The sequence below is a fragment of the Methylobacterium sp. HJ2 genome (assembly GCF_056431005.1).
In genome coordinates this window covers 183,147-208,001 of sequence record NZ_JBWJYM010000003.1, presented here as the reverse complement: position 1 = coordinate 208,001, position 24,855 = coordinate 183,147, and the positions used below count along the sequence as shown (strand labels likewise).

24 protein-coding genes are annotated in these 24,855 nt (G+C 72.9%); 12 read left to right on the top strand and 12 right to left on the bottom strand.

Features of this window, described 5'->3' with window-relative positions:
* Positions 1-32 precede the first annotated feature (32 nt).
* On the top strand, positions 33-1,598 hold the full coding sequence (locus ACS5RC_RS09540; protein ID WP_478343619.1) for a GMC oxidoreductase: 1,566 nt from the start codon (positions 33-35) through the stop codon (positions 1,596-1,598).
* A 168-nt stretch (positions 1,599-1,766) separates the two neighbouring features.
* Here ACS5RC_RS09540 and ACS5RC_RS09535 read toward each other — a convergent pair whose 3' ends face one another.
* A complete protein-coding gene (locus ACS5RC_RS09535) occupies positions 1,767-1,979 on the bottom strand; it encodes a hypothetical protein (RefSeq protein ID WP_478343618.1) in 213 nt (70 codons plus the stop codon).
* Between the two features lie 207 nt (positions 1,980-2,186).
* Here ACS5RC_RS09535 and ykgO point away from each other — a divergent pair, with 207 nt between their 5' ends.
* The 3 genes from ykgO to ACS5RC_RS09520 all read left to right on the top strand — a co-directional run bounded on the left by ykgO (position 2,187) and on the right by ACS5RC_RS09520 (position 4,103).
* Positions 2,187-2,312, top strand: a complete 126-nt coding sequence (gene ykgO / locus ACS5RC_RS09530) for a type B 50S ribosomal protein L36 (protein ID WP_003601867.1) — start codon at positions 2,187-2,189, stop codon at positions 2,310-2,312.
* A 154-nt stretch (positions 2,313-2,466) separates the two neighbouring features.
* A complete protein-coding gene (locus ACS5RC_RS09525) occupies positions 2,467-3,093 on the top strand; it encodes a tetratricopeptide repeat protein (RefSeq protein ID WP_478343617.1) in 627 nt (208 codons plus the stop codon).
* Positions 3,090-4,103 carry an alpha/beta fold hydrolase gene (locus ACS5RC_RS09520; protein WP_478343616.1) on the top strand — a complete coding sequence of 338 codons (1,014 nt, stop codon included), beginning with the start codon at positions 3,090-3,092 and terminating at the stop codon, positions 4,101-4,103. Before ACS5RC_RS09525 ends, ACS5RC_RS09520 begins: the two co-directional genes overlap by 4 nt.
* Positions 4,104-4,120: 17 nt before the next feature.
* On the opposite strand, the gene pyk is transcribed toward ACS5RC_RS09520, so the two are convergent.
* Both pyk and ACS5RC_RS09510 read right to left on the bottom strand, forming a co-directional pair.
* The gene (pyk, locus tag ACS5RC_RS09515) at positions 4,121-5,557 is read right to left on the bottom strand and encodes a pyruvate kinase (protein ID WP_478343615.1); all 1,437 of its coding nucleotides are present in this window, start codon (positions 5,555-5,557) and stop codon (positions 4,121-4,123) included.
* Between the two features lie 168 nt (positions 5,558-5,725).
* Entirely contained in the window at positions 5,726-5,998 is a 273-nt protein-coding gene (locus ACS5RC_RS09510; RefSeq protein ID WP_478343614.1) for a hypothetical protein, read from the bottom strand.
* A 239-nt stretch (positions 5,999-6,237) separates the two neighbouring features.
* Here ACS5RC_RS09510 and ACS5RC_RS09505 point away from each other — a divergent pair, with 239 nt between their 5' ends.
* Positions 6,238-7,458 (top strand): acyl-CoA dehydrogenase family protein, encoded by a 1,221-nt coding sequence (locus ACS5RC_RS09505; protein WP_478343613.1) that lies wholly within the window; start codon positions 6,238-6,240, stop codon positions 7,456-7,458.
* 139 nt (positions 7,459-7,597) lie between these two features.
* On the opposite strand, the gene ACS5RC_RS09500 is transcribed toward ACS5RC_RS09505, so the two are convergent.
* The 4 genes from ACS5RC_RS09500 to ACS5RC_RS09485 form a co-directional block, all read right to left on the bottom strand.
* Positions 7,598-9,286 (bottom strand): methyl-accepting chemotaxis protein, encoded by a 1,689-nt coding sequence (locus ACS5RC_RS09500; RefSeq protein WP_478343612.1) that lies wholly within the window; start codon positions 9,284-9,286, stop codon positions 7,598-7,600.
* A 171-nt stretch (positions 9,287-9,457) separates the two neighbouring features.
* Positions 9,458-10,741 (bottom strand): bifunctional phosphopantothenoylcysteine decarboxylase/phosphopantothenate--cysteine ligase CoaBC, encoded by a 1,284-nt coding sequence (gene coaBC / locus ACS5RC_RS09495; RefSeq protein ID WP_478343611.1) that lies wholly within the window; start codon positions 10,739-10,741, stop codon positions 9,458-9,460.
* A 46-nt stretch (positions 10,742-10,787) separates the two neighbouring features.
* The gene (locus tag ACS5RC_RS09490; protein ID WP_478343610.1) at positions 10,788-11,645 is read right to left on the bottom strand and encodes a prephenate dehydratase; all 858 of its coding nucleotides are present in this window, start codon (positions 11,643-11,645) and stop codon (positions 10,788-10,790) included.
* Positions 11,646-11,655: 10 nt separating this feature from the next.
* The gene (locus ACS5RC_RS09485) at positions 11,656-12,399 is read right to left on the bottom strand and encodes a 3-deoxy-manno-octulosonate cytidylyltransferase (protein ID WP_478343609.1); all 744 of its coding nucleotides are present in this window, start codon (positions 12,397-12,399) and stop codon (positions 11,656-11,658) included.
* 310 nt (positions 12,400-12,709) lie between these two features.
* Between ACS5RC_RS09485 and ACS5RC_RS09480 the strand changes: the two genes are divergently transcribed.
* The gene (locus ACS5RC_RS09480) at positions 12,710-13,729 is read left to right on the top strand and encodes a c-type cytochrome (RefSeq protein ID WP_478343608.1); all 1,020 of its coding nucleotides are present in this window, start codon (positions 12,710-12,712) and stop codon (positions 13,727-13,729) included.
* A 236-nt stretch (positions 13,730-13,965) separates the two neighbouring features.
* Here the strand turns inward: ACS5RC_RS09480 and ubiB are convergent, their stop codons facing one another.
* Both ubiB and ubiE read right to left on the bottom strand, forming a co-directional pair.
* The gene (ubiB, locus tag ACS5RC_RS09475; RefSeq protein ID WP_478343607.1) at positions 13,966-15,522 is read right to left on the bottom strand and encodes a 2-polyprenylphenol 6-hydroxylase; all 1,557 of its coding nucleotides are present in this window, start codon (positions 15,520-15,522) and stop codon (positions 13,966-13,968) included.
* Positions 15,523-15,554: 32 nt separating this feature from the next.
* Positions 15,555-16,328, bottom strand: coding sequence for a bifunctional demethylmenaquinone methyltransferase/2-methoxy-6-polyprenyl-1,4-benzoquinol methylase UbiE (ubiE, locus tag ACS5RC_RS09470; protein WP_478343606.1), 774 nt, complete (start codon positions 16,326-16,328; stop codon positions 15,555-15,557).
* Between the two features lie 244 nt (positions 16,329-16,572).
* On the opposite strand from ubiE, the gene mutM reads away from it, so the two are divergent.
* From mutM to ACS5RC_RS09440, 6 genes are all read left to right on the top strand, one after another.
* Positions 16,573-17,472, top strand: a complete 900-nt coding sequence (gene mutM, locus ACS5RC_RS09465) for a bifunctional DNA-formamidopyrimidine glycosylase/DNA-(apurinic or apyrimidinic site) lyase (protein ID WP_478343605.1) — start codon at positions 16,573-16,575, stop codon at positions 17,470-17,472.
* Between the two features lie 126 nt (positions 17,473-17,598).
* Complete coding sequence (locus ACS5RC_RS09460; protein WP_478343604.1) at positions 17,599-19,311, top strand: ArnT family glycosyltransferase; 1,713 nt, start codon at positions 17,599-17,601, stop codon at positions 19,309-19,311.
* On the top strand, positions 19,308-20,051 hold the full coding sequence (locus ACS5RC_RS09455) for a glycosyltransferase family 2 protein (protein WP_478343603.1): 744 nt from the start codon (positions 19,308-19,310) through the stop codon (positions 20,049-20,051). Before ACS5RC_RS09460 ends, ACS5RC_RS09455 begins: the two co-directional genes overlap by 4 nt.
* Positions 20,045-20,386 carry a lipid-A-disaccharide synthase N-terminal domain-containing protein gene (locus tag ACS5RC_RS09450; RefSeq protein ID WP_478343602.1) on the top strand — a complete coding sequence of 114 codons (342 nt, stop codon included), beginning with the start codon at positions 20,045-20,047 and terminating at the stop codon, positions 20,384-20,386. Before ACS5RC_RS09455 ends, ACS5RC_RS09450 begins: the two co-directional genes overlap by 7 nt.
* On the top strand, positions 20,383-20,985 hold the full coding sequence (locus ACS5RC_RS09445; protein WP_478343601.1) for a pyridoxamine 5'-phosphate oxidase family protein: 603 nt from the start codon (positions 20,383-20,385) through the stop codon (positions 20,983-20,985). The genes ACS5RC_RS09450 and ACS5RC_RS09445 overlap by 4 nt, the downstream gene beginning before the upstream one ends.
* 92 nt (positions 20,986-21,077) lie before the next feature.
* Positions 21,078-22,889: a methanol/ethanol family PQQ-dependent dehydrogenase gene (locus ACS5RC_RS09440; protein ID WP_478343600.1), complete on the top strand. Its 1,812-nt coding sequence runs from the start codon at positions 21,078-21,080 to the stop codon at positions 22,887-22,889.
* Positions 22,890-22,927: 38 nt separating this feature from the next.
* Here ACS5RC_RS09440 and ACS5RC_RS09435 read toward each other — a convergent pair whose 3' ends face one another.
* The 3 genes from ACS5RC_RS09435 to ACS5RC_RS09425 are packed head-to-tail and all read right to left on the bottom strand — an operon-like array spanning position 22,928 to position 24,854.
* Positions 22,928-23,377: a hypothetical protein gene (locus tag ACS5RC_RS09435; RefSeq protein ID WP_478343599.1), complete on the bottom strand. Its 450-nt coding sequence runs from the start codon at positions 23,375-23,377 to the stop codon at positions 22,928-22,930.
* On the bottom strand, positions 23,344-23,883 hold the full coding sequence (locus tag ACS5RC_RS09430; protein WP_478343598.1) for an ABC transporter ATPase: 540 nt from the start codon (positions 23,881-23,883) through the stop codon (positions 23,344-23,346). The genes ACS5RC_RS09435 and ACS5RC_RS09430 overlap by 34 nt, the downstream gene beginning before the upstream one ends.
* 44 nt (positions 23,884-23,927) lie before the next feature.
* Positions 23,928-24,854 (bottom strand): metallophosphoesterase, encoded by a 927-nt coding sequence (locus ACS5RC_RS09425; RefSeq protein WP_478343597.1) that lies wholly within the window; start codon positions 24,852-24,854, stop codon positions 23,928-23,930.
* Position 24,855 lies beyond the last annotated feature (1 nt).

The following is a 24,855-nucleotide window of genomic DNA, read 5'->3' as shown; positions in this document are numbered from 1 at the left end:
CCGATCCGCGATGCCGCGCTGCAGGACGTCCGATGCAGGATCATTACGAAGTCATCGTCATCGGCTCGGGGCCGGGCGGAGGCTCGCTGACGTCGCGGCTCGCCGGGACCGGCAAGCGCATCCTGCTGCTCGAGCGGGGCGATTACCTGCCGCGCTCGCAGGCGAACTGGAACGCCCGCACCGTCTTCGTCGAGGGCGCCTATCAGGCGCGCGAGACGTGGTACGGCGGGGACGGGCGTCCCTTCAGCCCGGCGCTGCACTACTACGTCGGCGGAAATTCCAAGGTCTACGGTTCGGCGCTGCTCCGCCTCCGGGAGGCGGATTTCGGCGCCGTTCGCCACGTCGACGGGATCTCACCGGCCTGGCCGGTCTCGTATGCCGAGTTCGAGCCCTACTACGCGCAGGCCGAGACGCTCTTCGCGGTGCATGGGCAGCGCGGCGAGGATCCGACCGAGCCCTGGGCCAGCGGACCCTACGACCATCCGGCGGTGAGCCACGAGCCGCGCATCCAGAAGCTGGCGGACGATTGGGCGAAGGAGGGGCTGCAGCCCTTCCACCTGCCGCTGGGCATCCGCCTCGACGAGCGCGACGGCAAGCCGACGCCGACGAGCATCTGCATCCGCTGCGACGCCTTCGACGGCTTCCCCTGTCTCCTCAACGGCAAGGCCGACGCGCAGGTGATGACCGTCGACCCGACGCTGGCCAAGCACGACAACGTCACGCTGCTCGTCAACGCCTACGTCTCGACGCTGGAGACCGACCCCGCCGGGCGCAGCGTCACCGCCGTCAACGTCACCCGCGAGGGCCGGGCGGAACGCTACAGCGCCGACATCGTCGTGGTGGCCTGCGGGGCGCTCTCCTCGGCGCTGCTGCTGCTGCGCTCGCACAGCGACGCCCATCCGAACGGACTCGCCAACGGCTCCGACCAGGTCGGGCGCAACTACATGCGTCACAACATGTCCGTGCTGATGGCTTTGTCCAAGGAGGCCAACGACACCGTCTTCCAGAAGACGCTCGCGCTCTCGGACTTCTACTTCGCCTCGAAGGCGTGGGAATACCCGATGGGCCTGATCCAGATGTGCGCCAAGACGCATCCGGATCAGATCCGCGGCGAGGAATTCCCGAAATGGACCGGCTTCCTGCCGAACGCCCCCTTCGACATGGTGGCGCGCCATTCCATGGACTTCTGGCTCCAGAGCGAGGACCTGCCCCACCCCGACAACCGCGTCTCCATCGACCGCGACGGACGCACCATCCTCGACATCGAGCAGAACAACCGCGAGGCGCACGACCGCCTGCGCGCCAAGCTCTCCGACCTGCTGGAGCCCGGCGGCGCCTACACCTACCTGTTCGAGCGCCACCTCTATCTCGGCAAGAACATCCCCCTGAGCGGCACCGCGCACCAAGCCGGCACGCTGCGCTTCGGCACGGACCCGAAGGCGAGCGTGCTCGACCTCGACTGCAAGGCCCACGAGCTGGACAACCTCTACGTCACCGACGCGAGCTTCTTCCCGTCGATCGGGGCCGTGAACCCGACGCTGACCATCGTGGCGAACGCACTCCGCGTGGCCGACCGCATCGCCGAACGCCTCGGCTGAGCGGGCTCTCTACGAGTCGGCGATCGCGGGACGGCAGCCGTCCGCACCGACCTTCGCCCGAGTGCAGGATGGGCGCGACCCATGCTAGGACTATCGTCAGATCCGACAGCGAGGCAGCTCCCTCTCCCGGTCGAGGGCCGGAGGGTTTCGCAGGCCCATCGGCGCCGCTCAGGCGGCCGGATCGGGCATCGGCTGCCCGGCTTCGAAGGCGGTCCGCCAGAATTCCCCGGAGATCTGGGCGCCGACCCGTGTCGCGAAGGCGTAGCGGGAGCGCGCGGTGCGTGTCCCGTCCGGCGAGCGCACCACCCAGCGGAAGCACTCCGCCTCGGTGGTGCAGGGCTCCACAGCGAGGCTGTGGGAGCGGATTGGGTTGAACCACATAGGACGATCATCGCATGGCCGGCGCCCGGGACCAAACCGCACCGTCGGGTTCCCATCAAAAGCCGGCCTAGCGCGGCTTGCCTGAGGGGGACGAATCCTGATAAAGGGGCCGCCTTTCCGCGATGCGTGCGCCGCCATCGCAGGGGGCCCCCGGGCTTCCCGCTCCCGACACCCATGCATGGACGGCCGTCGCGCCGCTGACACACGATGAAGATTCGCAACTCCCTCAAGTCGCTCCGCGGCCGTCATCGCGACAACCAGCTCGTGCGCCGCAAGGGTCGGGTCTACGTGATCAACAAGACCCAGAAGCGCTTCAAGGCCCGCCAGGGCTGAGGCGGCCGGCCCGCCGCGTGCGGGCAGGTCCGGACTATCGGGAGCGGGGGTCGCCGATCGGGCGGTCCTTGCTCTTTTTGCATGTCCGCACGGAGCCGGACGCGCGGCATGCGGGCGCGTTGACGGCGCGGGCGCGGGCGCACAAGCTCGCGCCATGCTGCGCCCCATTCCCATCCCCTTGCCGGCAGCCCTGATCGCGGCACTCCTCGTCGCGGGATCCGCGCAAGCCGCGCCCTCCGGCGGCCAGGGCCGGCCCGCCGCGGCCGACGAGGCCCAGGGCGAGCGCCGGAAGCCCACGCCGCCGCCGAGCCTCGACGACCTGTTCGCGCGGCTGCGCGCCTCCGAGGACGACGCCGAGGCCAAGGGCGTCGCCACGCTGATCGAGCGCCGGCTCGACCGCTCGGGCAGCGCCACGGCCGACCTGCTGACCGAGCGGGCGCGGCAGGCGATGGGCACGCAGGACTTCCCCCTCGCGGCCGAGCTGATGGACCGGGCCACCGCCCTGGAGCCGGGCTGGTCCGAGGGCTGGAACCGGCGCGCCACGGTGTTCTGGCACCTCTCCGACAGGGTGAACGCCGTGGCCGACATGCAGCGCGCCCTGGTGCTGGAGCCCCGCCACTTCGAGGCCTGGGCGACGCTCGGCCGGCTCTACCTGTCCATGGACGACAAGGCGCGGGCGCTGAGCGCCTTCCGCCGGGCGATCGCGCTCTACCCGCGCATGCCCAAGATCCAGGAGGCGATCGAGCGCCTGACACCGGACGTCGACGGCCGCGAGCTGTGAGGGCCGCGCTCCTGGCGCTGGCGCTCGTCGTCGGCGCCCCCGTCCTGATCGCGCTCGCGGTGCTGGCGGCGGGCGCGGTGGCGACGCTGGTGATCACGCTCCGCGTCGAGGCCGCGCATCCGCCGGCCGGACCCTTCGTCGCCGTGCCGGGCGGGCGCCTCGCCACGCTCCAGGCCGGACCCGAGGCGGGGGCCCGCGCCACCGTGGTGCTGATCCACGGCGCCTCGGCCAACGCCGCCGACCCGATGGAGAGCGTCGGGCGCGCCCTCGCCGCGCAAGGCTTCCGGGTCGTCGCCTTCGACCGGCCGGGCTTCGGCTGGAGCGACCGCGTCGGCGGAGCCGAGGCCGGCTCGCCCGCCGTCCAGGCCGAGGCGATCGCGCGGGGGCTCGCCGGGATGGGCCTCGGACCCGCGATCGTGCTGGGCCATTCCTGGGGCGGCGCGCTGGCGCTGGCGCTGGCCCTCGACCATCCCGAGCGGGTCTCCGGCCTCGCCCTCGTCTCGCCGGTCGGGCTGCCCTTCCCGCAGCGGGTGGCGCTGCCCTGGTACTGGCGCCTCGCGACCGATCCGCCGGTGGCGTGGCTCCTCAGCCGGACGATCGGGCCGCCGGTCGCCGCCTATTATCTCACGGGCGCCGCCGGCCACGCCTTCCGGCCGCAGCCCGAGACGCCCGGATACCTGGAGCGGGCGCGCGCCGCTTTGGTGCTGCGGCCCGGAGCGCTCCTCGCCAACGTGCAGGATCTCCTGGGCCTGCCGGCTGCGCTCGCCGCGCAGAGCCCGCGCTACGGCACGATCCGGACGCCGACCGTCGTCGTCTCGGGCGACGCCGATCCGCTGGTGCGCGCCGACGCCCAGGCCGAGCCGCTCGCGCGCGCGATCCCGGACGCCCGGCTCGTCCTGCTGCCGGGCATCGGCCACATGGTGCCCTGGGTCGAGACCGACGCGCTCGCCCGCGCCGTCTCGGACCTCGCCGAGCGGATCGACGCGGCGCGCGCCGTCCCGGCGCGCTGAGCGCCCGATCCGCCGGATCAGGCCCGCTCGGCGTGCTCGCGGGTGATGAAGGCGATGCGCACGAGGTTGGTGGCGCCCGGCGTGCCGAAGGGGACGCCCGCCACCACGATGATGCGGTCGCCGATCTCGGCGAAGCGCTCGCGCACCGCGAACTTGGCGGCCCGGAACGCCATGTCGTCCACGTCGCTCGCGTCCTTCGTGACGATCGGGTGGGTGCCCCAGGCCATGGCGAGGCGCCGCGCCGTCTCGCGCCGGGGGGTGAGGGCGATCACCGTGGCGTTCGGGCGCTCCCGCGACAGGCGCAGCGCCGTCGAGCCCGAATGGGTCCAGGCCATGATCGCGTCGAGATCGAGGGCGTCGACCATCTGGTGAGCCGCCGCCGCGATGGCGTCCGCCGCGGTGTGGTCGGGCTTCGAGGCCTGGGCCCGGATGATCGACCAGTAGAGCCCGTCGCGCTCCACCTGCTCGGCGATCCGGCTCATGGTGGTGATGGCCTCGACCGGGAAGGCGCCGGACGCGCTCTCGGCCGAGAGCATCACGGCGTCGGCGCCTTCGTAGACGGCGGTCGCCACGTCCGAGACCTCGGCGCGGGTCGGCACCGGCGCGGTGATCATCGATTCGAGCATCTGCGTCGCCACGACCACGGGCTTGCCCTGGCGGCGCGAGGCGCGGGTGATGCGCTTCTGCACGCCCGGCACCTGCTCGAGCGGCATCTCGACGCCGAGATCGCCGCGGGCCACCATCAGCCCGTCGGAGATCTCGATGATCTCCTCCAGCCGCGAGAGCGCCTGCGGCTTCTCGATCTTGGCCATCACCAGGGCGCGCCCGGCGGCCACCTTCTTGACCTCGGCGACGTCCTCGGGACGCTGCACGAAGGAGACGGCGATCCAGTCGGCACCCGCATTGAGGCCAGCCTCGAGGTCCGAGCGGTCCTTCTCGGTCATGGCCGGGACCGGGATCACGGTATCGGGCAGCGAGACGCCCTTGCGGTTCGAGACCCGGCCGCCGACGACGACGCGCGTCACCGCCCGGGCCTCCCCGACCTCCGTGACGGTGAGCCGGAGCTTGCCGTCGTCGATCAGGATGGCGTGGCCGGGCTCCAGCGCCTGCAGGATCTCGGGGTGGGGCAGGTGGACGCGCTCCGCGGTGCCGGGCGTCACGTCGCCGTCCAGCACGAAGGTCGCGCCGTTCTCGATCGTCTCGGCCCCGTTGGCGAAGGTGCCGAGGCGGAGCTTCGGCCCCTGCAGGTCGACCAGGATCGCTATCGGCCGCTTGGCCTCGCGCTCCACGGTGCGGATCGCCTCGACCTTCTCGGGCAGCTTCTCGCGGGGCAGGTGGCTCATGTTGAGCCGGAACACGTCGGCGCCCGCGTGGAACAGCTTGGCGATCATCTCGGGCGAGTCGGAGGCCGGACCGAGGGTTGCAACGATCTTCGTGCGGCGGGAGCGTTTCAACCGGGCCTCCAGGGTTTTCGTCCCGCGCATCCGTCGCGTGCGAACCGGCGCAGGTTGGCGTGGCGCCAATGAGCCCGCGCGGACCCTCGCGTCAAGGCGCGAGCGGCATCCGATCAGGGCGGACGCGGATCGGGGGCCGCCGCCGAGGCGCCGTGGGATGCGAAGCGCTCAATGCGCCGCGCGCGGGCGCTGCGCGGCGTCTCGCCGGGGCGGCAGGGGGAGGGCAGGGCAGGCGAGCAGCAGCCGCGCCGCGCGGACCGCCGAGAGGGCCGCCTCGGAGGCGCCCTGCCAGCGCGCCTCGTACTCGATGCGGTCGAGCCGCTCGGTGACGCGCTCGACGGCGGCGGGGTCGCGCTCGGCCCGGGCTTCCCCGAGAAGCGAGACCAGCGCGTTGACGACGGTGCAGGGTCCGGGAGCGGCTTCGGTCAGAGCGGGGATCACGGGGGCCTCCGGCAGGCGCGTGCGGCTGAACGCCAGGGCCGATCTCCTCCCGGTCGACGCGCGGCGTGCCGCCAGTTCAGTCGTCGACACGCTAGCGGATCGGCCGATGGACGGCCGCAACAAACGTTAAGCTTAACCTGGGGCGGACACGGAGCCGGCAAAGTGCGGCGCGCCGCCCTATCTGCCGGCCGAGGCCGCGCGCCGAGACGCGGCACGATCCCACGGGAGGAAGCCTGTCGATGTCCGAACCGATCGCGCCGCGTCCGCCCGAACTGCTATCGCCCTGGCGCAGCGAAGCCCGTCTCGCCCTCCAGGCGGAAGCCCGCGCCTTCGCCCGCGACGTGGTGCTGCCGCTCGCCGACACCCTCGACCGGCACAAGGGCGAGATGCCCCGCGCGCTGATCGACCAGATGGCGGACAGGGGCTGGTTCGGCATCACGATCCCGGCCGAGCACGGCGGGATGGGCCTCGGCGTGTTCGAGTACTGCCTCGTCTCGGAGGAACTCGCCCGCTCCTGGCTCTCGGTCGGCAGCATCCTGGCGCGCGGGCAGGGGCTCGGCACGCAGACGCTCGACGCGGACCGCCGCGCCGACCTGCTGCGGAAATCGGCCCAGGGGCGCTGGATCGGCAGCATCTCGCTCTCGGAGCCGACGGCGGGCTCGGATCTCGCCGGGGTGCAGACCCGGGCCGTGCGCGACGGCGACAGCTGGCGCCTGACCGGCACCAAGCGGTGGGCGGGCTTCGCGCTCGCGGCGGACTTCATCGAGGTGCTGGCCCGCACCCGCGACCCCGAGCCCGGCGAGTCGCGCTCGGCCGGGCTCGAGCCCTTCCTGGTGGTCAAGGCGCCCGGGACCTTCCCGGAGGGCATGACGGGCCACGCCATCGACAAGGTCGGCTATCACGGCTTCCAGACCTACCAGCTCGAACTCGACGGGGTGCGGGTGCCCGAGAGCGACCGCCTGACCGGCCTCTACGGGGATGTCGGCGCGGACGCGGATTCGGGCGGGTTCGCCGCCGTGCAGCGCGGGCTCAACATCGCCCGTGTCCACACCGCGGCCCGCGCCGTCGGCGTCGCCCGCGCGGCGGTGGAGGACACCCAGGCCTACCTGCAGGAGCGCGAGCAGTTCGGGCACCCGATCGGGGACTTCCAGGCCCTGCGCTTCGCGCTGGCCGACATGGCCGCCGAGGTCGCCCAGGCGCGGGCCTTCTGGCAGCAGGTGGCCCATCTCCTCGACCAGGGCGAGGCGGCCGAGTCGGAATCGGCCATGGTGAAGCTGCTCGCCACCGAGATGGCCGTGCGGGTGACCAACCAAGCGATGCAGCTTCACGGCGGCAACGGCTACACCACCGAGCGCCGGGTCGAGCGCTACTGGCGCGACGCCCGGCTCACCACGATCTTCGAGGGCACCAGCGAGATCCAGCGCCGGATCATCAGCGACAGGATGCTGCCGCGGGCCTGAGCGCGGGTCGGGCGGAGGCGGTGATCCTCCCGAATCCGGTCGATCCGGCGGGAGGGCGGATCCGGGCGCCGCGCGGGCCGAGCGAGACGGGCTCTGCTCTCGGCAGGCACAGGCCGTATGGTCCCGGACCCGGGACCGTTCAGGCGGCCTGCCGGTCCGGCGCCTGCAGCGCCTCCAGGAAGCCCCGGATCTGCTGCTCGATCGCCCGGCTCTGTCGTCCGAGGCTGTCCGACACGGTGAGCATCGAGCCCGCGGCCTCCTGCGTCTCGCCCGCGGTCCGAGTCGCGGTGCACATCGCCCGGGCAAGGGTGTCGGTGCCCGACGCGGCCGAGCCGATGCTTCCGGCGATCTCGCGCGCCGCCGCGTCCTGCTGGCCGACCGAGGCCGCGACCGCGACGGTGACGCCGTCGATCTCGCGCATGACCGCGGTCAGCGCCTGGATGCCGTCGACCGCGTCGCGGGTGGAGGTCTGGATCTCGGCGACGTAGCCGGCGATCTCCTGCGTGGCCTGCGCCGTCTGGGCGGCGAGGTCCTTCACCTCGTTGGCCACCACGGCGAAGCCGCGGCCGGCCTCGCCCGCGCGGGCCGCCTCGATCGTCGCGTTGAGCGCGAGCAGGTTCGTCTGGCTGGCGATCGCCTGCACGGTCGCCACCACCACCCCGATCCGGGCGGCGGACTGGCTCAGGCGATCGACCTGCTCGGCCGAGCGCTGTCCCATCGCGGCACCCTGGCGCACGACGCCGGTCGCGCCCTCGACCTGCCGGGCGATCTCCTGGATCGAGCTCGAAAGCTCCTCGGTCGCACCGGCAACGGACGTGACGTTGTCGGCGGTGGTCACCGATGAGGAGGTCGCGGCCTGGGCCTCCGCCGCCGAGCGGGCGGCGATGTCCGTGAGCGTGAGGGCGGTCGCCTGCATCGTGCCGGCGTCGCGGGCGAGGTCCGCGAGGGCACCCTGCACGGTCTCGCGGAAGGCGTCGATGCCGGTCTCCAGCTGAAGGCCGCGCTCGGCCCGGGTCTGCGCCTCGGTCAGGGCGCGGGCCTCGAGTTCGCGCTTGCGCGTCGCGTCGTCCCGCAGAACCTCCAGGGCGCGGGCCATGACGCCGATCTCGTCGCCGCGGTTGCTGCCCGGGACGGCGGCCTGCTCGCTGCGCGCGATGCGGGCCATCGCGTCCGCGAGGCCGAGCATCGGTCGCGCCACGTTCCGGCCGATCAGGGCCGCGGTCAGCCCGACCAGGGCCAGGACCGCGAGCAGGCCGCCGCCGAGCCGCAGCACCGTGCCGCGCAGATGGGCCGCGGTGTCGTCGGTATAGACGCCCGCCCCGACGATCAGGCCCCAGGGCTTGAAGCCCGCCACGTAGGAGATCTTGGCGACCGGCTCCTCGGCGCCCGGCTTGGGCCAGCGATAGGAGACGAAGCCGGCACCATCCCGGCGCACCGTCTCGGTCATGGCCACGAAGAGCTTGGTCCCGTCCGGATCGGCGAAGTCGCTCATGTCCTTGCCGTCGAGGGCCGGCTTGATCGGATGCATCACCATGCGCCTGGCCTCGTCGATGACGAAGAAATACTCGTCGCCGGAGAAGCGCAGCGCCCGGATCGCGGCGAGCGCCGCCTTGCGCGCCTCCGCCTGCGTGGTCCGGCCGGCGCGCGCCTCGGCCTCCTGGTGGGCGAGCAGGCCGTGGGCGAGTTCGACCGCCTGACGGGTGCGAAGCGCCCGCGCCTGATCGACCTCGCCGGAGAGACCCTGGATCGCCAGCGCGATGATGACCAGCATGCCGACGAGCGCCGTCGCGGTGACGGCATGGATCTTCCATGCGAGGCCCAGTCTCATCGGTCCGATCCCTGTTCACGTTTCAGTGAACGCAGGTAACCGCGCCGGACTTAAAAATATGTGATCGGACAGGATTCGGAGCGCGGATCTCGATCGGATCAGTGCGGAATGAAACCGATTGACTATAGGTCTGTCCGAATACTTTGGAATGCGCAGCTCAAAGCGATCGGATCAACGGGATTCATCGCCCTGACCATTCCGATGATTGCCGAGCAGGGCCGCGAACCGGGCGACCAGGCGCCGCCCGACCTCGTCCTTGGCCAGTGTCGGCCAAGTCTCGACGGTTCCGTCGCGGGCGATGAGGTGCACGGTGTTGGCGGTACCGCCCATCACGCCCCCGGACGGCGAGACGTCGTTGGCCACCAGAAGGTCGCAGCCCTTGCGGGCGAGCTTGGCGCGGGCGTGGTCGAGCACCGTGTCGGTCTCGGCGGCAAAGCCCACGACGAGGCGCGGGCGCCCGTCCCGCAGCGCCGAGACGGTGGCCAGGATGTCGGGATTCTCGACGAGCGCGAGGGGCGGGGGCGCCGCGCCGTCCTTCTTGATCTTGTGGCCCTGCTCGGCCGCCGGGCGCCAGTCGCCGACCGCGGCGGCGAAGATCGCGAGGTCGGCGGGAAGCGCCGCCTCCACGGCGGCGAGCATCTCCCGGGCAGTCTCGACGCGCACCACCGCGACGCCCTCCGGGTCGGGGATCGCCACCGGTCCGGTGACGAGCGTGACAGCCCCGCCCGCCGCCGCCGCCGCCGCCGCGATGGCGTGGCCCTGGCGGCCCGAGGAGCGGTTGGCGAGGTAGCGCACCGGGTCGATGGGCTCGTGCGTCGGGCCCGAGGTGACGAGCACGCGCCGCCCCGCGAGCGGCCCGGGCTTCGCGCGGTCGGCCAGGAAGCCGAACGCGGACCCCTGCCCCTCGGATAGCAGCGCGGCGACCGCCTCGGCGATCTCGTTCGGCTCGGCCATGCGGCCGGCGCCGGTCTCGGCCTCCGCCATCCGGCCGGAATTCGGCCCGACCACCCGGACGCCGTCGCCCCGCAGGGTCTCAAGGTTCCGCCGGGTCGCCGGATGCTCCCACATCCGCACGTTCATGGCGGGCGCAATCAGGATCGGCAGGGTGGTGGCGAGCAGGACCGTGGAGGCGAGGTCGGGCGCGTGGCCGGTGGCCATCCGGGCCATCAGGTTGGCGGTGGCCGGCGCCACCACCACCGCGTCGGCCTGCCGGGCGAGCTTGATATGGCCGATATCGGCCTCCTCCGCCCGGTCGAACAGGTCGGTATGCGCCCGCTCGCCCGCGAGCGCCGCGGCGGCGAGCGGCGTCACGAATTCCTGCGCGCCCTGTGTCAACAGGGGGCAGACGCTGGCGCCCCGCTCGCGCAGACGCCGGATCAGGTCGAGGGCCTTGTAGGCCGCGATGCCCCCGCCGATGACGAGGAGGATCCGGCGGCGGGCGAGGGTCTGGTCCATGCGGGCGATCGTAGCGGATAAGACCGCCCGGTTTCCACCGGGACGCCTACTCGGCGGCCGGCCGGGCGGCCTCCCGGAACGGGTGGGCCGGGTAGGTGCCGATCACCTTCAGCTCGCGCGAGAAGAAGGCCAGCTCGTCGAGGGCGCGGGCGAGGCCCGGCTCCTCCGGGTGGCCGTCGACCTCGGCGTAGAACTGCGTCGCGGTGAACTGGCCCTCGACCATGTAGCTCTCGAGCTTGGACATGTTCACGCCGTTGGTGGCGAAGCCGCCGAGCGCCTTGTAGAGCGCCGCCGGGATGTTGCGGACCCGGAAGATGAAGCTCGTCACGTAGGGCGTGCCGTCGTTCTCGGCAGGTTCGGGCTCGGGGGAGAACACCACGAAGCGGGTGGTGTTGTGGGATTCGTCCTCGACGTCGCGGGCCAGGATGTCGAGGCCGTAGATCCCGGCCGCCATGGCGGGCGCGAGCGCCGCGCGGGTCGGGTCACCGATCTCGGCCACCTCGCGGGCGGCGCCGGCCGTGTCGCCGGCCACGATGCCCTTGAGGCCGAGGCGCCGGACGATGCGGCGGCACTGGCCGAGCGCGTGGACGTGGCTGTGCACGCTCACCAAGCTCTCCAGCGGCGTCCCGGGCAGGGCCATCAGCTGGAAATGGATCGGCAGGAAGTGCTCGGCGACGATCCGCAGCGGCGAGGTCGGGATCAGGTGGTGGATGTCAGCGACGCGGCCCGCGATCGAGTTCTCGATCGGGATCATGGCGCGGGCGGCCCGCCCCTCGCTGACGGCCGCGAAGGCGTCCTCGAAGGTCGGGCAGGGCAGGTAGGTCCAGCCCGGGAACGCCTCGGCGCAGATGATGTGCGAGTTGGCGCCGGGCTCGCCCTGGTAGGAGATGGTGCGGTTCGTCATCGTCATCACGTCAGTTGAGGCGCCGCCGCGCCATCAGGGCCCGGGCGCGCTCGAGGTCGGCGGGGGTGTCGACGCCGAGCGGCAGGTCGTCGACGATCACGGCGTCGATGCGCATGCCGGCCTCCAGCGCGCGCAGCTGCTCCAGCTTCTCGCGGGTCTCGAGCTCGCCCGGGGGCAGGGCCATGAAGCGGGCGAGCGCGGTGCGGCGATAGGCGTAGAGGCCGATATGGTGGAACAGGGGGCCGGCGCCCCAGGGCGCGCGGGCCCGGGTGAAGTAGAGCGCGCGCAGGCGGCGCGGGCCGACCGCGTGGCCGACGAGCTTGACGACGTTCGGGTCGTCCGCCTCCTCGGGCCGGACGATCTCGGCGCAGAGCGTGGCGATGTCGACGGAGCGGTCGGCGAGCGGCGTCACCGCGGCGCCGATGATTGCGGGATCGATCGTCGGCAGGTCGCCCTGCAGGTTGACGACGACGTCGTGGTGCCCCTGGGGATCGACCGTCTCCAGCGCCTCGGCGAGACGGTCGGACCCGGAGGGGTGGTCGGCGCGCGTCATCACCGCGACGCCGCCCACCGCCTCGACCGCCGCGGCGATGGAGGCGGTGTCGGTGGCGACCACCACGGGGCCGATCCCGGCCTCCACGGCGCGGCGCCAGACATGCACGATCATCGGCTCGCCCGCGATGTCGGCCAGGGGCTTGTCGGGCAGGCGCGTGGCGGCGAGGCGGGCCGGGATCAGGACGAGGGGATCGGACATCGGGCCCTGGACGTCGCGGAGACGGAAGCGGGCGGGTGCTTAACAGGCCGCCGGACCCTTGTCATGGCGCGCAGGGGAGCGGCCGGACCGGGCACCGGGCGAGGAAGCGGCCGGGACGCGGTCCCGGCGCGGGCGCGAAGTGTTGCGGGATCGGCGCGCCGGCGCTCTGCGACCATGCGGTACCCGCCTCGATCCCGATCCGCCATTGTCAAGATCGGCCCCGAGCGGCTAAGGCACCCCGGAAAGCTTCCAAGGTCCGGCGTGCCGCCATGCGTCGGTCGCCGACGTGTGCCTCCGGGGTCGAGACAGAATGGATTCGTTCGAACTGAACAAGGTGGCCGGCGCGGTTCTGGGCGCCCTGCTGTTCGCGGTCGGATCCGGCTTCGTCGCCGAACTGATCTATCACCCCAAACCGGCCGGTAAGGCAGGCTACGACCTGCCGGAGCCGCAGCCCGAGAGCACGGCCGCGGCGCCTGCCGCCAAGGTCGAGCCGATCGCCGTGCGGCTCGCCAGCGCCAACCCCGAGAAGGGGCAGGGCGGCACCAAGGCCTGCCAGGCCTGCCACAGCTTCGAGAAGGGCGGCCCGAACAAGGTCGGCCCCGATCTGTGGGAGGTCGTCGAGCGGCCCAAGGGCGCGCACGAGGGGTTCGACTACTCGGCCGGCATGAAGGAGAAGGGCGGCACCTGGACCTACGCCGACCTCGACCATTTCCTCGAGAATCCGAAGGCCTACGTGAAGGGCACCAAGATGGCCTTCGCGGGCATCGCCGGCCCGCAGGACCGCGCCAACGTCATCGCCTACCTGCGCACCCTGGCGGACAGCCCGAAGCCGCTCCCCGCCGCCGAGAAGACCGAGGACAAGCCGGCCGAGGCCGCCAAGCCCGCAAGCGAAAGCAAGCCCGCAGGCGAGACCAAGCCCGCAGGCGAGAGCAAGCCGGCCGCCGGGACCAAGCCGGCCCAGCCCACCGATGCCAAGCCCGCGACGGACGGCAAGCCCACCGCGGCGAGCCCGGCGGCCAACAAGGGTTCCGAGGGCAAGGACAGCCCGGCCAAGCCTGCCGACATCAAGGCCGACGACGCGAAGCCGGTGCTGGACAAGGCGCCGGGCAGCCCGAAGCCGAACGCCGACACGCCGAACCGCAACGCCGTCGCGCCCCAATCCGCCCCCGAGAGCAGCGGCCCGACCGAGACCAAGCCGGCCGAAGCCTCCCCCGCGACGCCGCCTGAGCCGGCCGCCAAGGAAGCCCCGGCCCAGGCCGACCCGGCCGCCGAGGACAAGGCGAAGACCCTCCAGAACAACGGCTCGACCGAGGGTCAGCCGGCGAAATAGCGCCGGTTCGTCCCTCTCTCCGCCGCGCTCCGGGCTTCACCGATCGTGGAATGCCCCGCTTCCCCCTCCGCGGGAGAGGGAAGCGGGGAATCCCGGACGGGACCGGGCGCGCCGGAACGCGATACCGGGACCCGGTCGCCCGCAATGGCGCGCGGATCCGAGTTATCACCTGGGGTGATCGCAGCCGGTGCGTGGGGCTGCCGGGCTTACGCCGAGCGGGCGGCGGGGGCGCTCCCCTACCGGAACGCCATGACCAGCGCGCCGATGGCGATGCCCCAGAGGGCCAGCGTCTGCCAGATCGCGCGGCGGCGCTCGTTGCGGGCGAAGCGCTCGAGGCGCTGAGCGTCCTCGTTGCCGGATTCGTCGAGGCGCACCAGGATCCGCTTGAGGCGCTGGGCGAGGTCGGGCATCTCGGACACGACGTCCGCGATGGTGCGCACGGCCTCGGCGCCGCTCTCCAGCCGGCCCACCGGCCCGAGATTGCGGGCGATCCAGGCGCGCACCACCGGCTCGGCCGTGGTCCACATGTCGAGACGCGGATCGAGGGAGCGGGCCACGCCCTCGACCACCACCATGGTCTTCTGGAGCATCACCAGCTCGGTCCGGGTGCTCATGTCGAACAGGGCCGTGATGTCGAAGAGCAGGGTGAGCACCTTCGCCATCGAGATCTCGTCGGCGCGGCGCTGGTGGATCGGCTCGCCGATGGCGCGGATGGCCTGGGCGAAATCATCCACGGAGTGGTGGGCCGGCACGTAGCCGGCCTCGAAATGCACCTGCGCCACCCGGCGGTAGTCGCGCATGATGAAGCCGAGCAGGATCTCGGCGAGAAAGCGCCGCTCGTTGCGCCCGAGCCGGCCCATGATGCCGAAATCGACCGCGACCAGCCGGCCCTCCGCGTCCACGAACAGGTTCCCCTGGTGCATGTCGGCGTGGAAGAACCCGTCGCGGATGGCGTGGCGCAGGAAGCCCTGGATCACCGCGCGGCCGACGGCCTCCGGGTCGTGGCCCGCCGCCACGATGTCGGCGCGGCTGTGCAGGCGCGTGCCGTCGATCCACTCCGAGGAGAGCACGTCGCGCGCGGTCAGCTCCCATTCGGGCTTGGGCACCCGGAAATCGGGGTCGCCCTTCGTGTTCTGGGCGAGCTCGGAGGCGGCCGCCGCCTCCAGGCGGAAATCCATCTCCATCATCACCGAGCGGGCGAGGATCTCGACCACCTCGCGCGGACGCAGGCGCTCGGCCTGGGGCGAGAGGGCGTGGACCACCCGGGCGATGAAGCGCATCACCTGAAGGTCGCGCTGGAAGCGCTCGCGCACCCCCGGCCGCATGATCTTGACGGCGAGGCGCCGCTGCGTCCCGTCGGGATCCTGCACCACGGCCCGGTGCACCTGCGCGATGGAGGCCGCCGCGATCGGCTCGCTGAAGGAGACGAACAGCTCGCCGATCCGCCGGCCGAAGGCGGCCTCGACCACGCGGATCGCCTGTCCCTGCGGGAAGGGCGGCACCCGGTCCTGCAGCTTCTCCAGGTCGAGGGCCGCGGCCATGCCGACGATGTCGGGGCGGGTCGCCAGGAACTGGCCGAACTTGACGTAGCTCGGGCCGAGCCGGGTCAGCGCCGTGGAGAGCCGGGCCGCGCCCGCGCCGAGGCCGGGCCGCTCCAGGCTGCGCCCGAGGCGGAGCGCGAGCCGCAGGTGGGGCGGCAGCTCGGCCGGGTCGACGAAGGAGAGCGCCCCCTCGCGCGCCAGCACGAAGCCGACCTGGGCGCCGCGCGCCAGATGGAAGACCGCACCGAGCACCGCTCAGCGCTCCCGACCGGATGGGACCACGCTCAGGAGACCTTCCAGCCGGAATGGATCGCCACGATGCCCCCCGACAGAGCCCGGTGGCTGACATGGCGGAAGCCCGCCGCCTCGATCAGCCCCGCGAAGGCCCCGCGCGTCGGGAACTTGCGGATCGATTCGACGAGGTAGCGGTAGGATTCCGCGTCCCCCGCCACCCGCGCGCCGATGCGCGGGATCACGTGGAACGAGTAGGCGTCGTAGATCCGGTCGAGCACCGGCAGGTCGACCTGCGAGAATTCGAGGCAGAGGAAGCGCCCGCCGGGCTTGAGCACCCGCTTCGCCTCGGCGAGCGCCGCCTCGATCCTGGGCACGTTCCGGATGCCGAAGGCGATGGTGTAGCCGTCGAAGGTGTCGTCCGGCAGCGGCAGGGTCTCGGCGTTGCCGGTGACGAAGTCGATCCGGCCGGGATAGCGCCCGGCCGCCCGCTCGGCGCCGACGCGCAGCATCGATTCGTTGATGTCGAGCACGGTGACGGCCGTGCGCTCGCCCCCGGCATCGAGCACCCGGAAGGCCACGTCCGCGGTGCCGCCCGCCACGTCGAGATGGCGGAACGGCCGCCCGCGCGGCGGGCGCAGCATCGAGACGAGATTCGTCTTCCAGGCGCGGTGGAGGCCCGCCGACATCAGGTCGTTCATCAGGTCGTAGCGGCGGGCGACCGAGTGGAACACCTCGTCCACACGCCCCTGCTTCTGCTCCAGCGCCACGCGCTCGAAGCCGAAATCCGCGCTCTCCGCACCCGACGTCCCGTCCCCGGCCTTCATGCACCACCCGCTTCTGCTCGCAGGGCCTCATAGCGAAGCGGCGGGCAAAGGGCCATGCGGTGCGAAGCACCGCCTCAAGGCGAGGATCGGTGCGAAGCGCCGCCTCCGGGAGAGGATCGGTGCGACGCGCCGCCTCTCGGCGAACATCGGTGCGCCCGCCCCCGCGGCATTGCCCGGCATTGCCTGCGCGGGCGGGCGCGCCGATATCGGGCCGGACATCCGATCCGCGAACGCCAGACCCATCATGCCCGAATTGCCCGAGGTCGAGACCGTACGGCGCGGCCTCGCGCCCGCGATGGTCGGGGCCCGCTTCGCCCGCATCAGCCTGCGCCGCCCGAACCTGCGCTTCCCCTTCCCCGAGGATTTCGCCGCGCGGCTCGAGGGCCGCACGGTGACGGATCTGGCGCGCCGGGCGAAATACCTCACGGCCGGGCTCGATTCGGGCGAGACCCTGATCATGCACCTCGGCATGAGCGGGCGCTTCGACGTGGCGATGCCGGACGGGCGCAACCTCTCGCCGGGCGATTTCTACCTCGAAGGCGCTCAGGGGGTGCCCAAGCACGACCACGTGGTGATGGCGATGGGATCGGGCGCGACCATCACCTACAACGACGTGCGCCGCTTCGGCTTCATGGATCTCGTGCCGACGGAGACGCTCGCGGCCTGCCGCCACTTCGCCCGGATGGGGATCGAGCCGCTCGGCAGCGAACTCGACGGAGCGGCGATCGCCCGGCTGTTCCGGCACAAGATCACGCCGCTGAAGGCCGCGCTCCTCGACCAGAGCCTGATCGCGGGGCTCGGCAACATCTACGTCTGCGAGGCGCTGCACCGGGCGGGGCTTCATCCCGAGACGCCGGCGGGCCTCCTCGCCAAGCCCGACGGGCGCCCGACTCCGAAGGCGACGCGGCTCGCCAAGACCATTCGGGCGGTGCTCACCGAGGCGGTGGCCGCGGGCGGCTCGACGCTGCGCGACTACGCCCACACAGACGGGAGCGCGGGCGCGTTCCAGCACGCCTTCCGGGTCTACGACCGCTTCGGCGAGCCCTGCCGCGCCCCGGGATGCGGCGGCACCGTCGCCCGCATCGTGCAGTCCGGCCGCTCGACCTTCTTCTGCGCCGCCTGCCAGCCGGCCGCGGGGGGATGAGACCGGCGCGCATTTGACATTCCGGGTGCGATCACCGACACGGCCGGCCGCGACGCCGCGCACCGGTCCGGAGCCGCCCACGGCCACCCCACCCGGGACACGGGACCCCTCGATGACGGACCACGCATGACCAGCCTGTCCGCGGGCCGCGCGGCGGGGCGCACGGGTCCCGACCTGATCGACCGTCTGCCCGCGCTCGCCGCGCTCAGCCACGCCCGGGCCTGCGCCGTCCTGCTGCTCATCAGCCTCGTCCTGTTCCTGCCGGGCCAGATCTCGCTCCAGCCGATGGACCGGGACGAGCCGCGTTTCGCCCAGGCCTCCAAGCAGATGCTGGAGACGGGCGATCTCGTCGACATCCGTTTCCAGGGCGAGGCGCGCCACAAGAAGCCCGTGGGCATCTACTGGCTCCAGGCCGTCAGCGTCGCGGCCGGCGAGGCGCTCGGCGTGCCCGCGGCGCGCACGCAAATCGCCCTCTACCGCCTGCCCTCGCTCCTCGGCGCCCTGGCTTCCGTGCTCCTGGCCTATTGGGCGGCGCTCGCTTTCCTGGGGCGCCGCGGCGCGGTGCTCGCCGCGGCCCTGTTCGCCGCCTGCGTGATGCTCTCGGCCGAGGCGCGGCTCGCCAAGACCGACGCGCTGCTCACCGCCTGCGCGGCGGCGAGCCTCGGGGCGCTCGCCCGGGCCTGGCTGTCGCGGGGCAGCGCCGTACCCCTGCCGGCCTCGGTGCCGGTCGCCTTCTGGGGCGGGATGGCGCTCGGCATCCTGGTCAAGGGCCCGATGGTGCCGCTCTTCGCCGGCCTGCCCGCGCTCGCGCTGTCCGTCTGGATCCGCTCCGGCGACTGGCTCCAGCGCCTGCGCCCTCTGCCGGGCCTGGCTTTCGTGGCCCTCGCAGTGGCGCCCTGGTTCGTCGCCATCGCCTGGAAGAGCGGCGGCGCCTTCTTCGGCGAGGCGGTGGGGCACGACATGCTGGGCAAGGTCGGGGGCGCCAAGGAGAAGCATTGGGGACCACCCGGCGCCTACCTCGTCGCCTTCTTCCTGACCTTCTGGCCGGGCGCACCCTTCGCCGCACTCAGCCTGCCCTTCGCGTGGCGCGAGCGGCGCGACGAGGCGGTGGCGTTCCTGGTCGCCGCGATCCTGCCGGCCTGGCTCCTGTTCGAGTGCGTGCCGACGAAACTCCCGCATTACGTGCTGCCGCTGATGCCCGCGGTCGCGATCCTGACGGTCCTCGCGCTGACCCGCGGCGGCCTCGACCCCGCCCGGCGCGGCGCCCGCGCGGTGGCGGCGCTGCTGGTCGCGATCCCCGTCGCCCTCACGATCGGCGTCGCGCTCGCGTGCTGGCAGCTCGACCGGATCGTGCCCTGGAGCGCGATGCCGCTGCTCGCCGCCGCCTGCGCCGCCGCGTTCGCGGGCTGGCACGCCTTGGCGCAGTCCAGGCCCGAGCGCGCGCTGGTGCTCGGCGTGCTCGCCGCCCTCCTGCTCTCGCCCGCGCTGTTCGGGCTGGCGCAGCGTCAGATCCCGGCCCTGAAGATCTCGCCGCGCCTCGCCGCGATCCGCGACGCGCTGCCCTGTCGCGAGCCGCGAGTGGCGAGCTTCGGCTATCGCGAGCCGAGCCTCGTCTTCCTGATGGGCACGGACCTCGCGACGCCCGCGAGCGCCGGGGAGGCCGCGGCCTTCCTGCGCGCGGGCGGCTGCCGCCTCGTCGTGGTGGACGGCCGGCTCGCGGCCGACTTCGCCGCGGCGACCGCCGACGGGCCGCCGCCACGGGCTGTGGGCACCGTCTCGGGCTTCAACATCAATGGCGGCCGGCGGCTCGACCTCACGGCCTACGCGGTGGTCCCGTGAGCGAGATCCGTCTGAGCGTCATCGTGCCGGTGAAGAACGAGGCCGGCAACATCGCGGGCCTCGTCGCCGAGATCGGGCAGGCCTGCGCGGCCTTGGCGCCCTTCGAGGTGATCTACGTCGATGACGGCTCCACCGACGCGACGCCCGAGGCCCTGGCGGCGGCCCGCGCCCGGCACCCCTGGCTGCGGGTGCTGCGCCACGCCCGCAGCGGCGGCCAGTCGGCGGCGGTGCGCAGCGGCGTGGCGGCCTCGCGCGCCGAGATCATCGCGACGCTCGACGGCGACGGCCAGAACGACCCGGCCTTCATCCCGGCCCTCGTCGCGGCGCTCGAGGAGGGCGGCCCGGGCGCGGGCCTCGCCCAGGGGCAGCGGCGCGGGCGCAAGGACGGCGCCTTCAAGATGGCGCAGTCGCGCATCGCCAACGGCGTGCGGGGCCGGATCCTGCGCGACGCCACCCGCGACACCGGCTGCGGCCTCAAGGTGTTCCGCCGCGCGGTCTACCTGCGGTTGCCCTATTTCGACGCGCTGCACCGCTTCATGCCGGCGCTGGTCTCCCGCGAGGGCTTCCGCGTCGTCCATCGCGACGTGGTCGACCGCCCGCGCTTCTCCGGGCACTCGAATTATGGCCTGTTCGACCGGCTCTGGGTCGGCATCCTCGACCTCGCCGGGGTGTGGTGGCTGATCCGGCGCAAGCGCCCGACTCCCGAGGTCGCCGAAACGGGGGGCCCCGGACCATGCTGATCCAGCTCGCGCACGACCTGCCGGACTATTTCTACGACGTCTTCGTCACCCGGTTCGATTTCTGGCTGGTCTTCGGGATCGCCGCGCAGCTGATCTTCGGCTCGCGCTTCATCCTGCAATGGATCGCGAGCGAGCGGGCGGGCAAGAGCGTCATGCCGCTCTCGTTCTGGTTCCTGTCGATCGCGGGCGGGCTGATGACCCTGGTCTACGGCTTCGTGCGGCGGGAGCCCGTGATCATCATCGGCCAGGGCCTCTCCACCGGCATCTACCTGCGCAACCTCGCGCTCATCGCGCGCGAGCGCCGCCGCCGCGGCCGGGAGGCCAAGGCCGGATGAGCCGCGCGCCGCTGCCGCCCTTCCACGACGACCTCGACGCCTGCCGGGCCGAGCTCTGGCGGCTCCTGGGCGACGGGGCGGAGCGGGGGCGCAGCGGCTTCCACCTGCCGGTGCTCGGCACCGTCGACGCCGCCGGCCGGCCGCGGCTGCGCACGGTGGTGCTGCGCGAGGCCGACCCCGCCGCGGGGACGCTGCGCATCCATTGCGACACCCGCTCGGACAAGGCCGCGGAGATCGCGCGCGCCGCGGATTGTGCGCTCTGCGCCTACGACGGCGAGACCAAGATCCAGATCCGGGTCGAGGGCATCGCCCGGCTGCACACCGACGACGCGGTGGCCGATGCCGCCTGGGCCGCCGCGCAGGCGATGAGCCGGGTCTGCTACGGCACCGATCCGGGGCCCGGCACGGAGATCCCGGCCGGCGATGCCTACGCGCTGCCCGACGCGGCGGCCGCCCCCCAACTCGGCCGGCCGCATTTCGCCGCGGCGATCGTGCGGGCCGAGCGGCTCGAGTTCCTCTATCTCGACCGGCGCGGCCACCGGCGCGCGGCCTGGACCCGGCAGGGGTCGGGCTGGGCGGGGCGTTGGCTGGTGCCCTGACCCGGCATCTCCGCCGGGACCAAGACCGTCCGGGTCCGGGATCGGCCGGGACCCGCGACACCACGATCGCCAGATAACGGGAGCTTCGGACGATGCCGCGCTGCCTTCGCCTGCTCATCCTGATCCTGGCGCTCGTCCGTCCGGCCCTCGCCGGAGAAGGGCTCGCAGGAGAAGGGCTCGCAGGAGGAGGGCTCACCGGGGAGGCGCCGGTCCTCCAGACCCTGGACTACGCCAACACGCGCTTCTCCGACCTCGCGCAGATCGACGCCGCCAACGTCGCCACGCTCAAGGTCGCCTGGACCTTCTCGACCGGCGTGCTGCGCGGGCACGAGGGGGCGCCCATCGTCGTGGGCAACCGGATGTTCGTGCACACGCCCTTCCCGAACATCGTCTATGCCCTCGACCTCGATCACGAGGCCCGGATCCTCTGGCGCTACACGCCGCGCCAGGATGCGGGCGTCATCCCGGTCCTGTGCTGCGACACCGTCTATCGCGGGCTCGCCTACGCCAACGGGCGGCTGTTCCTGCATCAGGCCGACACCACCCTCGTCGCCCTCGATCCCGAGACCGGCGCGGCGCTGTGGTCGGTGCGGAACGGCGACCCGGGGCGGGGGGAGACCAACACGGCGACCGTGCTGCCCGTGAAGGACAAGATCATCGTCGGCATCTCGGGCGGCGAGTACGGGGCGCGCTGCCACGTCACCGCCTACGATCAGGCGAGCGGGCGCCGGCTCTGGCGCGCCTACGCCACCGGCCCGGACGCCGACATGTTGGTCGATCCCGAGCGGACGACGGAGCTCGGCAAGCCCGTCGGCCCCGAGTCCTCGCTGAAGTCCTGGGAGGGCGACCAGTGGCGCCTCGGCGGCGGCTGCAGCTGGGGCTGGTTCTCCTACGACCCGGCGCTGAACCTCGTCTATTACGGCACCGGCAACCCCTCGACCTGGAACCCGGCCCAGCGCCCCGGCGACAACCGCTGGTCGATGGCGATCATCGCCCGCGACGCCGATACGGGTGTCGCGCGCTGGGTCTACCAGATGACGCCCCACGACCAGTGGGACTACGACGGCGTCAACGAGATGATCCTGACCGAGCAGGAGATCGGCGGAAAGCGCCGCGCGGTCCTCACTCATCTCGACCGCAACGGCTTCGGCTACACCCTCGACCGGGCCACCGGCGAGCTCCTGGTGGCCGAGAAGTTCGACCCGAGCGTCAACTGGGCGAGCCGGATCGAGCAGGACCGGGCGAGCCCGGATTACGGCCGGCCCGTGGTCGACCGGCGCTACGCGCCGGAGGCGGCCGGGGAGGACGAGACCACCACGGGGATCTGCCCCGGGGCGCTCGGCGCCAAGAACCAGCAGCCGGCGGCCTACTCGCCCGCGACGCGCCTGTTCTACGTGCCGACCAACCACATGTGCATGGATTACGAGCCCTTCCGCGTCCGCTACGCGGCGGGCCAGCCCTACGTGGGCGCGACGCTCGCCCTCCAGCCGCCCGCGGGGGAGACGCGGACCGGCGCCTTCATCGCCTGGGACGGCGCGCGGGGCCGGATCGCGTGGTCGAAGCCCGAGCCCTTCTCGGTCTGGTCCGGGGCGCTGGCGACGGCCGGCGGCGTCGTCTTCTACGGCACGCTCGAGGGCTACCTGAAGGCGGTCGACGCCCGCGACGGGCGGGAGCTCTACCGCTTCAAGACGCCCTCGGGGATCGTCGGCAACGTCACCACCTACGTCCATGCGGGCCGGCAATACGTCGCGGTCCTCTCCGGGATCGGCGGCTGGGCCGGGATCGGTCTCGCGGCGGGGCTCACCGATCCGGCGGACGGCTCGGGCGCGGTGGGCGGCTACGCGGTGCTCGCGCAATACACCGCCCCCGGCGGCCAACTCACGGTCTTCGCCCTGCCGGATTGAGGGCGCGCCCCGTTCCAGGCGGGGCGCCGGCTCGCGGGTCAGGGCACCTGGCCGAAGATCGTCATGTTCGAGTTGAGCTGGTAGGCGGCGCCCGGCCGGGTGTTGACGAAGCGCAGGCGGATCGGGCTCTCGCCGAGCACCGCGCCGAAGCTCGGCGTGACCGGCACCGGCAGGCAGGTCTCGAGCGCGCGGGCGGCGCTCGCCTCGAAGCTGCGGCGTGCGTCGGCATCGCCCGTCAGGGTGCGGGCGGTGACGAGGGGCTTGCCGCGCAGCGCCCCGGTCTTGTCGAGGCCGAACCGGTAGGCGATCAGCGACCCCTCCGTTCCGGCGGGCGCCGTCCAGCATCCGGCGAGACGGGCGCGCAGGCCCGCCCAGTCGTTGACCGGCCCCTCGGCGCGGGCGGGACCGGCCCCGAGCAGCGCGAGCGCGCAGAGCAGGGCGCCGAGCCGCGCGCTCAGCTGCGGTCGCTGTGCTCGATCACCGCACACAGGGTCAGGTCTCCCTTGCCGGGATCGCCTCGGGCCGGGTCGCCCCGGCCCGGCGCTCCGTCGGTCGCCGCGCCCTTGCTCGGGTCGGCCCGCGTCACCGAACAGGTCACCGCGACGCCGTTCACCTCGACCTTGCTGTGGCGCAGGCGCGTGGCGGCATCGCGGGCGCGATGGGCGGCGACCGCGATCGTCGCGGAATCGATCCCGGTGATCGCGTGGCCCGCCTGTCCGAACAGGGTGAAGTAGCTCTCGGGGGGGCTCTCGCCGCGGTACTGGGCCCCGACCGACGAAGCGTAGGGCGCGCCGCAGGAGAAGGTCAGGCTGGTGGACGGCCCCGCCGAGAAGCGCGCGTAATCGCTGCTGCGGTCGTCGAGGGTCGCGCCGGTCTCGCTCGTCACCCGGCCGATCAGGTCGCCGCATTCGTCGGCCCGCGCGGGCGCGGCGGACAGGGCCGCCAGGAGGGGCGGACCGACGGAGAGGAGGAGACGGAGCAGGACGGCGCGCATCCGGGAAAGATAGGCCGGATCCCGCACGCGGCGAGCCGGCGCGCTCAGCCTGCGGCGATCGCGGCCGGATCCCCGAGTTCGAGCAGGACGACCTCGGGCGGGACCCCGATCCGCACGGGCACGCGGCTGACGCCGAAGCCGCCCGACACGATGAGGTGGCGTCCGCGATAGACCACGTGGCCGTAGGAGAAATCGTTGCCCTGCACGCGCCGGATCGCGGGCGAGTGGCCGAACAGCCGGATCTGCCCGCCATGGGTGTGGCCCGAGAGGGTGAGGGAGACCCGATCCGGCACGTCCACGAAGATGTCGGGCTCGTGCGCCATCAGGATGACGGGGGCGTCGTCGCCGATCTTGGCGAGCGTCCCGGGCAGGTCGTCGCGTCCGGCCTCCAGGATGCGTCCCTGCGCCAGGAAGGCCTCCTGGTCGCCGAGGCCGGCGAGCCAGAAGGGGCGCCCGTCCTTCTCCAGGCGGAGGACGTCGTTCTCCATCACGGGCACGCCGCGCGCTTCCAGGATTCGCCGCACCTCGGGCGTGCCGCCGCGCGCGCGCTGGACCGCCTCGTCGTCCCACCAATCGTGGTTGCCCAGGATGGCGTGCATCCCGAGCGGGGCCCGCAGGCCCTCGATCACCCGCACGAAGTCGGTGAGCGGCACCTTGCGCCAGGCGATGCGGCCCGCCGCCGGGTAGTCGCCGAGGAGCAGGATCAGGTCGGGGCGCAGGGCGTTCGTCGCGTCCACGATCTCGGCCACCCGGTCGAGCGGCATGAACGGCTCGCAGACGTGGAAATCGGCGAGCACGGCGACCCGCAGGGCGAGGCCCGGCGTCCAGCCCGGCAGGCGCGGGGCGTAGCGGGTGACGACGAGGCGGTGCAGCGGCTCGATGCCGAGCCCGTAGGCGCCCGTGGCGGCCAGGAGGGCGCCGCCGGTGCCGAGCCCGGCCAGCACCTGGCGGCGGGATGGAAGGATCAGCATC